General features: G+C 41.1%; 7 protein-coding genes and 3 pseudogenes. 3 read left to right on the top strand and 7 right to left on the bottom strand.

Features of this window, described 5'->3' with window-relative positions; translation table 11 throughout:
* Positions 1 to 131: 131 nt before the first annotated feature.
* Positions 132 to 590, top strand: a pseudogene (locus IM477_RS17165) (MiaE family protein); the annotation flags it as partial.
* 72 nt (positions 591 to 662) lie between these two features.
* Here the strand turns inward: IM477_RS17165 and IM477_RS23440 are convergent.
* The 3 genes and pseudogenes from IM477_RS23440 to IM477_RS17155 form a co-directional block, all read right to left on the bottom strand.
* Positions 663 to 868 (bottom strand): annotated as a pseudogene (locus IM477_RS23440) (hypothetical protein).
* Between the two features lie 52 nt (positions 869 to 920).
* Entirely contained in the window at positions 921 to 2,111 is a 1,191-nt protein-coding gene (locus IM477_RS17160; protein ID WP_287732779.1) for a GNAT family N-acetyltransferase, read from the bottom strand.
* 36 nt (positions 2,112 to 2,147) lie between these two features.
* Positions 2,148 to 2,828: a RibD family protein gene (locus IM477_RS17155; RefSeq protein ID WP_287732778.1), complete on the bottom strand. Its 681-nt coding sequence runs from the start codon at positions 2,826 to 2,828 to the stop codon at positions 2,148 to 2,150.
* Between the two features lie 91 nt (positions 2,829 to 2,919).
* On the opposite strand from IM477_RS17155, the gene IM477_RS17150 reads away from it, so the two are divergent.
* Positions 2,920 to 4,839 (top strand): sensor histidine kinase, encoded by a 1,920-nt coding sequence (locus IM477_RS17150; protein WP_287732777.1) that lies wholly within the window; start codon positions 2,920 to 2,922, stop codon positions 4,837 to 4,839.
* A gap of 48 nt (positions 4,840 to 4,887) precedes the next feature.
* On the opposite strand, the gene pheA is transcribed toward IM477_RS17150, so the two are convergent.
* Entirely contained in the window at positions 4,888 to 5,742 is an 855-nt protein-coding gene (gene pheA / locus IM477_RS17145; RefSeq protein WP_287732776.1) for a prephenate dehydratase, read from the bottom strand.
* A gap of 114 nt (positions 5,743 to 5,856) precedes the next feature.
* Positions 5,857 to 6,774: a ribonuclease D gene (locus IM477_RS17140; RefSeq protein WP_287732775.1), complete on the bottom strand. Its 918-nt coding sequence runs from the start codon at positions 6,772 to 6,774 to the stop codon at positions 5,857 to 5,859.
* 18 nt (positions 6,775 to 6,792) lie between these two features.
* Between IM477_RS17140 and IM477_RS17135 the strand changes: the two genes are divergently transcribed.
* Entirely contained in the window at positions 6,793 to 7,281 is a 489-nt protein-coding gene (locus IM477_RS17135; RefSeq protein ID WP_287732774.1) for a universal stress protein, read from the top strand.
* 9 nt (positions 7,282 to 7,290) lie between these two features.
* Here the strand turns inward: IM477_RS17135 and lepB are convergent, their stop codons facing one another.
* Together lepB and IM477_RS17125 are read right to left on the bottom strand one after the other, a co-directional pair.
* Positions 7,291 to 7,866, bottom strand: a complete 576-nt coding sequence (gene lepB / locus IM477_RS17130; RefSeq protein WP_287732773.1) for a signal peptidase I — start codon at positions 7,864 to 7,866, stop codon at positions 7,291 to 7,293.
* A 39-nt stretch (positions 7,867 to 7,905) separates the two neighbouring features.
* Positions 7,906 to 8,127 (bottom strand): annotated as a pseudogene (locus tag IM477_RS17125) (zinc ribbon domain-containing protein); the annotation flags it as partial.

Raw genomic sequence — 8,127 nt, 5'->3', positions numbered from 1 at the left:
TGAAATGGGGCGAAAGTCTGTGGACTCTGTGTAAGACAGTACATGGTTTTTTAACTGTGGTATGCGACGGTGGTGGAAGCAGAAACTTAAATCGTGAGGTTTAGGAATCGCCGCACTTTTAGGGCGGCGAGGATGTCAAGTTTCGTTATCCTTCCTACGCTTCCCTCGTGCGGAAATTAACGGCGATCGCCCAAGAGGAATTAGAACATTTTGAACAGGTCAATCAATGGTTAGATAAATGGGGAATTCCCCTCGCTCCCTTGAATTCTCCCCCCTATGGTGCTAAATTAAAGGCCCAGATTCGTCACCAAGAACCCGATCGCCTTTTGGATTCGCTGTTAATATCAGCTTTAATCGAGGCGCGTTCCCACGAAAGATTAGGTTTATTGGGAGAATATTGTCCTGATCCCGATTTAGGCAAATTTTATCGCGGTTTAATGGCTTCCGAAGCGCGTCATTATGGTATTTATTGGCTATTAGCAGCGGATTATTTTGAACGTACAGTGATCGAGCAACGTTTAGAAACCCTAGCGGCGATCGAAAGTGAGATTCTCACTACTCTGCACCCGGAACCTCGTATTCATAGTTGATTGCACTAATAGGGACAATGGCTGCAGCTCACATTTGCAGAAATACGGACAATTAGCAATTATCAGTGACTCTTAAATTATTACAAATATATCGGCAGCTGCCTGTAAGCATCCCACCGAAAAACTAATGCGCTTCGGGGTTTGGGGACGGCGCTTGCGTCCCCAACGGGTAGGGTTGATTCATGAATCAACCCTACCATGAATCAACCCTAGGATTGAGTGATCAAATCGGAAGTAATAACCAATTTTAGAAGATAGTTTCCCTTTAAAAATCCCAACTCAGTAGATTTACAAAAATGAGATGCACCCAGGGACAATTAACTATCTAAATTACTCGTTAAACTCAATTTCTCTCTTAGAAAAGGGTAAATCTTGATTGATTGCCTCAATTTCTTCCTGTTCCATTTGATTAAATTCATGGATATAATTGCGGAGAATTTGAGTCATTTTGCCATGATAAAAACGGTGTAAACTGTGATTAGCAGTGGCAGGAAAACCCCGTCTTTTTTTATGTTGTCCTCCCGCACCAGGGTCAAACATGGTAATACCTTGACTAATTGCCCAATCGATCGGTTGATAGTAACAAGCTTCAAAATGTAAACAGTCGTACTCTTGAAAACTGCCCCAGTAACGACCATAAAGATTAGTATCTTTGCGAATACAAAAAGATAAACCCACGGGTTTAGTATCCTTTTCATTTTGGTAGGCAGTAATCAAAACCACTCGCTGACGATAGTTCGGATATAATTGTTCAAAAAATTTCTGTGTCAGATATTTACTTCCCCAGTAAAATTTATCACAGGTACTGCTATAAAACCGATAAATTAACGGGAATAAATGATGGGGAATTTCTTCGGCGGCCAGAGTTTTAATAATTAACCCCGCATTAGTCACCGCTTTCCGTTCCCGTTTAATATTGCGGCGTTGATTAGCATTAAAAACCGTCAGATAATCTTCAAAACTTTGAAAACCCTTGTTATTCCAAATATAACTATGATGTAACCAGGGAGTAAAGCCAAAATTTTCCATTAAAATTCGCCATTGGGGATCGACAAAAAGAAAATGACAACCCGACAGATGATTTTGGTCACAAAAATGATCGATCGCCGCTATCATTAAAGCAGTAATCTCCAGTTCATTTTCCCCCGGAGCAATTAAAAAACGATAACCCACCGCCGGAGTAAAAGGGGTCATTCCTAACAGTTTCGGATAGTATCCAATCCCTAAACGATGGGAAAGATCTGCCCATTGATGGTCAAAGACAAATTCACCGTAACTATGACTTTTAATATACAAAGGAGCGGCGGCAATTAACTCAGCACCGCGCCAAACTGTTAGATGAGCCGGTTGCCACCCCGTGCGTCCCGTGGCGCTGCCAGAAGTTTCGATATTATGTAACCATTCCCACTCTAGAAAGGGAGTAGTTAGGGGTTGAGCGAGAGCATCCCATTTTTGTTGGGGAATCTCACTCATTTTATCAATCCAAGCGACAGAATATTGTGGTTTAAGCTGTTCTACCATGGGACAAGATAAGTCAACCTTTTTATTTAAGGTAATCTAGTTTTGAGATTTGTGGGAATCTCGTTCAAGGGAATAATGTAGGAAAATTTCTTCTTGCACGGTTTCCACGCTCAAAAGTTGTAATTTTCTGGCAGAATCAGCCATAAATCCGGTTCCTCCCAGGGGAGTTGCCGCTTTATTGCCTCCTAACAGCAACGGACAAATAGTTAGATAGATTTCATCGATTAAATCTTCAGCTAAAAGAGAGGCAATTAATTCACCTCCTCCCAGAATCGCCAGCTTTTTAATACCTAGGGGGGTAAATTGACTAAAAATAGCCTTCCAATCACCGCAGACTAAGACAAGCTCAAATAAACCCCGATTTTCCCATGCCGCCACTTTTTCCGCTGCCGTGATTAACCAGCGCGGGAAAGGCTGCTGAAAAAATTTCATCCGGGGATCAAGCTGGCCTGAATGAGAACAAACGATCTGTATCGGCTGCGGAGATAATCCCCGTTGTTGACGGTATGCGAGAAAATCGCCATGACGGATAGGAAGACTGGTGTGATAAGCGCGCAGGGTGTTAGCACCGAATAAAGCGGCATCCATGCGCGATAAATGTTGTTCTAGACGCATTTTATCGGTAGCAGAGGCAAATCTGGCCGCCGACTGGTAGGCGTCGGCAATTTTACCATCGGCACTCATGGCTAAAATAACGGTGGTGTGAGGACGATTCATGGCAAATGATGAGGAATATCACCGGGTCCGATTGGTTAATAGGCTAGTATAGTCTAGAGTTTGATAGCAAGAATCAAACCGATTTCTGCCCATGTCTATCGGTCAATCCTCCTTTCGTCGTATTCTGCTCTCTCGCTTACTCCTAGTCAGTGTACCTGTACTACTAATGGGAGTTTATGTCACCTATCGTAAGGCGCGATCGGCTTTTTTGGAAACGGCCCGTCAAAATCTCACCGAAAGTGCCATCAGAAAAGCAGACAATATTGATCAATCAATTCAATTTTTGCAGGCCAATCTTATCACTGCGGGCGAAAGTCTGGTTTTCAAACAGGGAACCTTAGCCGAAAAAGAAGCTTTTTTACAACAATTCACGGCGCAGCTTCCTAATCAGATTAACTGTGTGGAATTAATTGATATTAAGACCAAGAAACCTTTATTAAATCGAGCCTGTGAACCAGAAATTATCAAAGTTTTGCCCCTGGAAAGATGGACAGAAAAACGGACTAGCTCTGCTGGGAATATCGAGAATGTTTTAGTTAGAAGTTTACCTCGACAACTTTTAACAAAATCTCCCAATAATAATCGTCAATTAGAATTAGTTTTTGCTGTTCCCATCTACGATAATCAAGGACAATTACAATCTAGTCTGATTCTGCAAACTTCTCTACTTTACCGTGAGAAGGTTTTACCCGGTTCTTTATCGGGTTATCCCGTGGTTATTTCTGAAAATGGCCTTATTCTCGCTCATCCCTATTTTGATCGCATTGGTAGCCATATCAGTGAAGAAGCTGATGCTGAACGCCTCAATCTAATCATCGGTAATGCTGTTAGAGGTCAACAGAGATTTCTCCATTTATTTTCTTTCGAGAAATATGGCAAAGAATTAGTCGCAGGTTATAGTTCCCTCCCCAGTCCAGTTACGGGAGAATCATCCCAAAAATGGATAGTTTTAGCCATTAGTCCCCTCTCCCAAGCTCTGGCTCCTCTGCAACAAATTTGGGAGGCAATTTTTTATCTGATTTCTGGTTTATTATTAGCTTATTTAGTAGCTATTGTACTGATTGCCAGGGATTTAGCTAGACCTTTAGAAAAACTGCGAGATTATGCTTTAAATATTCATAAAATTCCTTCACAAAATATTACACCACAGAACTTTAATATTCGAGAAATTAATCAGTTAGCCTCGGCCTTAGAAGAAATGCTCGAACGTTTACGCCTTTGGGGAGAGGAAATAGTTAAGAGTTGGCAAGAAGCGGAAAATGCTAATCAATTAAAAAACCAATTTTTGGCGAATACTTCCCACGAATTACGCACCCCTCTCAATGGTATTATTGGCTCAATTCGTTGCGTTATGGATGGATTTTGTAATAGTGAGCAGGAGGAAAAAGAATATCTGCAACAAGCGGATAAGGCAGCTGTACATCTTTTGGAAATTATTGATGATATTCTCAGTATTGCTAAAATAGAAGCGGGCAAACTTTCCGTTAATCCTGAACCAGTAGATTTACACCAAATTATCAATGAAGTTATTAATTTACAAACAGCATCGCTGCAACGTAAGCACTTAAAATTCAATCTACTTTTTTGTCCAGAAATTCCTATAGTCTATGCTGATACCACTAAATTTAAACAGGTAATTTTGAATGTTATTTCTAACTCAATTAAATTTACTGATACAGGCACAATTTCTTTAATAACTCGCCTAGAAAATACACAGGCTATTATTACTATAATCGATACAGGAATCGGTATAGACCCCCAGCAACAATCAAAATTATTCCGTCCTTTTGTGATGATTGATGGTTCCACAACTAGAAAATTTAGCGGTACGGGTTTGGGATTAGCTATTTCTAAGAATTTGATGAAAATGATGGAGGGAGATATTACTATCTCTAGTCAAGGTCAAGGTTTAGGAACAACTGTGGAAATTATTCTTCCTCTAGTGGGGGAAAGAAAGCTTGATTCTACCCCAGAGGAAAACTCATCTTTGCCGATTCTTCCCTTGTCTTAAAAGCTAAAATATCTCTATTTAATTTCTGTAATTTATGAGGAATTTAGTTTATAATTCCTCTAAACTTTCTACAGGCAAATTAACCACCTGATAAGCACCAAAAACCTCGATCGCATCGGTATAATTGGTTAATTCTTCTAAAGTTGCCGCGATTAAATGCTGTTGATCTGGATTAATTTCTAGATCAATAAAAAATATGTATTCCCCTAAAGATATTTTAGTTGGTCGCGATTCGATCCGAGATAAATTAAGCTGACGTTTGGCAAAAACTTCTAAAGGTTTGACTAAAGCGCCGGGTTGATCTAAAACCTGAAAAGCGAGGGACATCCGCTCACCTTGGCGATGGGAAGTTAAAGCCATTACCCAAAAACGGGTACAATTATCGGGATAATCATTAATTGGTTGTATTAGTATTGGTACATTATAGAGTTTTGCCGCCCGGGGAGAAGCAATAGCGGCCGAATTAGCCTCTCGATCGAGAATTTGAATCGCTTCTGTGGTAGAATTGGTGGGAATAATCGGCACGTTAGGTAAATTATTTTCTAGCCATTTTTGACATTGGGCTAAAGCTTGGGGATGGGAATAAACGGTTTTAATTTCTGTTAGCGATTGACTAGGAGATAGAAGTGCATGGGAAATCGGTAAAACTAATTCTTGTTGAATCTGTAACCCGGGTAATTGCCATAAAGCATCAAGAGTCATTACCACACTTCCTTCGGTGGAATTTTCCACCGGGACCACTGCTAAATCGGTCTGATTTTGGACAACCGATCGCAAGGCCAAGGCAATGCTAGGATAGGGTATTAATTGACGAGGCTGGGGTGGTAAACTATTAGCATAGGCTAAAGCGGCTGTTTCTGAATAGGTTCCCACCGGCCCCAGATAAGCGATCTTTACAGTCATTTAGATTATCCCCGCAAGCAATTTTTTCTAGCTATTACAGCCATTCTCATCAACATCAAGTATAACCTAATTTGGTATTGACTCCTATCTCCTATCTGCTGAATTCTGCTATAATCATCTCAAGTCAGCTTCACTTTGTTTGATGGTCAATTGACTGATTTTTTGGCGATTTTCCTCGATGGTTAACCCTTGGGCTAAATCCCCCAATTCTTTGAGCAGATCATTAGTTAAGGAGAGAGATATTTGGCTATCCTGACCCGATAAATAGACAACTTTGGCTAATTCAGCCAGTTTAACTTTTTTGCTGGTGCGATTTTGGTAACTGACCGAAAATCCGTTAATCTCTGCAGCCTCTTGCTCAATCATTGCCGATTTTAAACGTTCCTTGAGATGTTCCATCTCTGTATCTAAAATCTTCCATTGCTGGTAAATTTCCCAATAACGATTAGTTAATCTTTTCAGATTCTCACCGGCAGGATCGGGAGTAATTAAATGGGAAAGCTGCAAAAGACGATGGTGGATTTGGGCCGTATATACGGGGTCTTTTTGTGCATATTCTAGCTGGGCAACAGTTAAAGGTCTTTTGCCCCAGTTTCCCCCCTGTTCAGTCTTATCAATAGGGGGAAAATGACAAAGACATTCAGCCAGGGTTTTCAGTTGATAATTGGGTAAAGGAGCAATATAGTAGGGAACCTGTTTAGCTAACTCTAGGGTACAGGTAATTTTTTTAACTTGGCCCTTACCGCCCAAAAATTTACAATCATAACTAGCATTGTGAAAAACCTTTTCTATCTGGTCAACCAGCATGATTTTAGTGATAAAATAATCGATCAGGTCCGGTCGATCGAGAACATCCAAAATTGTCACCCGCTCACCCGTTAAGTCCGTGGAATCAGCAAGAATTTGAATCAGAGACAAACGGGGAGTCTTGCTATCGTAATCGGCTACTTCCGTATCTAACCAAAGAATGGGAAAATGGCAAAAGTGATCGATCGCATTCTTAATAGCGTCGGATTCCGTTAAATAAGGCATGGTTGCAGAGGCTGAAAAATGTATCAAAAAATCTTGATAGCAGTAGATTTGTCGGAGATGGGGGAGAGTGTCTTTAAGGAGGCTGTATCCTTAGCCAGTAAGTACGAAGCTAACCTCCTACTACTGCACGTCCTTTCCCCTGAAGAAGATTATAGCCCTTTACCGATTCCACCCAATTTAGCCGATATTTACCCCGCCCAGGGTAATGATCTCACTCTCGATTTTTGGCGGCAACAATGGGAAGAATTCGAGGAGAAAGGGGTGGCCATGTTGGAAAAAAGAGCTAGTCAAGCGGGAGAAATGGGTGTAAAGGGAGAATACCGGCAAATTTACGGTCATGCAGCCAAAACTATCTGTAAAGTGGCGCGAGAGGAAAATATTGATTTAATTGTCATCGGTCGGCGTGGGCGATCGGGTCTAGGAGAGTTATTCTTAGGTAGTGTGAGTAATTATGTTCTCCATCATGCCCCCTGTTCCGTCTTAATTGTTCAACATCATCAAGACTAAAAATTCCTGTTAGCTATTCCCCCCTAAAATCCCCAAACGATTAAAAGGAAAAAAGCGAAAAACCGCCCTACCAATCACGTTATTTTCCGGTAAAAACCCCCAGATATGGGAGTCATTGCTATTATTGCGATTATCTCCCATGACAAATAAATTATTTTCCGGCACAAGCAAAGGCATTAAATTATATTGAGGGGATTCTAGAATATAATCCTCTGACAAGGGTTGATTATTCAGGTAAATTTTGCCCTCCTTGACAGCAATCACATCCCCTGCTGTGGCAATCACTCTTTTAATAAAAGCTTGGTCCTTTTGGTATCCCTGTAATTGTAATTGTGCCGGCGGTTCAAAGACGACGATATCCCCCCGTCGAGGGGGATGGAAATCGTAGGAAAGTTTTTCCACTACTAAGCGATCGCCCTGTGCTAAGGTGGGTAACATAGAATCAGAGGGGATAAAACGAGGTTCAGCCACGAAAGTGCGAATCAGTAGGGCTAAAATTAAAGCTATAGTGATAATTTGCAGATTTTCTCGAATAGAAGCCCAAAAACTCTTAGATTTGTCCTTATTAATTTCTTGTTCTTGCATTATTGCCCAGATGATGGTTGGTTTGACATACTCCCACCGTCAAGCTACGCTGTGATGGGGGATTCTTTCCACATCGCTGTTAGAAATTCCTTGTTCAACGAGACAACTTAGATTCTCAATGTCTCCACTGAAAATCCAGAGGTCGGACTCTCCCAAGGCGTTTGGGTCGGTTTCTGTTTGCCCAACAGTACCGTTGAGATGATTTCCCAAATATTGCAACCCTTTTTTAAGAATGTTGATTGCTGCATTATGATCCCTATC

Source organism: Microcystis sp. M090S1, assembly GCF_020246295.1.
GTDB lineage: Bacteria > Cyanobacteriota > Cyanobacteriia > Cyanobacteriales > Microcystaceae > Microcystis > Microcystis aeruginosa.
This window is presented reverse-complemented; position numbering and strand designations above follow the sequence as displayed.

Bases quoted from the DNA above. Each gene is read 5' to 3' on its own strand.
- IM477_RS17135 (WP_287732774.1), top strand. From the start codon at position 6,793: ATGTATCAAAAAATCTTGATAGCAGTAGATTTGTCGGAGATGGGGGAG.
- IM477_RS17155 (WP_287732778.1), bottom strand. From the start codon at position 2,828: ATGAATCGTCCTCACACCACCGTTATTTTAGCCATGAGTGCCGATGGT.
- IM477_RS17160 (WP_287732779.1), bottom strand. From the start codon at position 2,111: ATGGTAGAACAGCTTAAACCACAATATTCTGTCGCTTGGATTGATAAA.
- lepB (WP_287732773.1), bottom strand. From the start codon at position 7,866: ATGCAAGAACAAGAAATTAATAAGGACAAATCTAAGAGTTTTTGGGCT.
- IM477_RS17140 (WP_287732775.1), bottom strand. From the start codon at position 6,774: ATGCCTTATTTAACGGAATCCGACGCTATTAAGAATGCGATCGATCAC.
- pheA (WP_287732776.1), bottom strand. From the start codon at position 5,742: ATGACTGTAAAGATCGCTTATCTGGGGCCGGTGGGAACCTATTCAGAA.
- IM477_RS17150 (WP_287732777.1), top strand. From the start codon at position 2,920: ATGTCTATCGGTCAATCCTCCTTTCGTCGTATTCTGCTCTCTCGCTTA.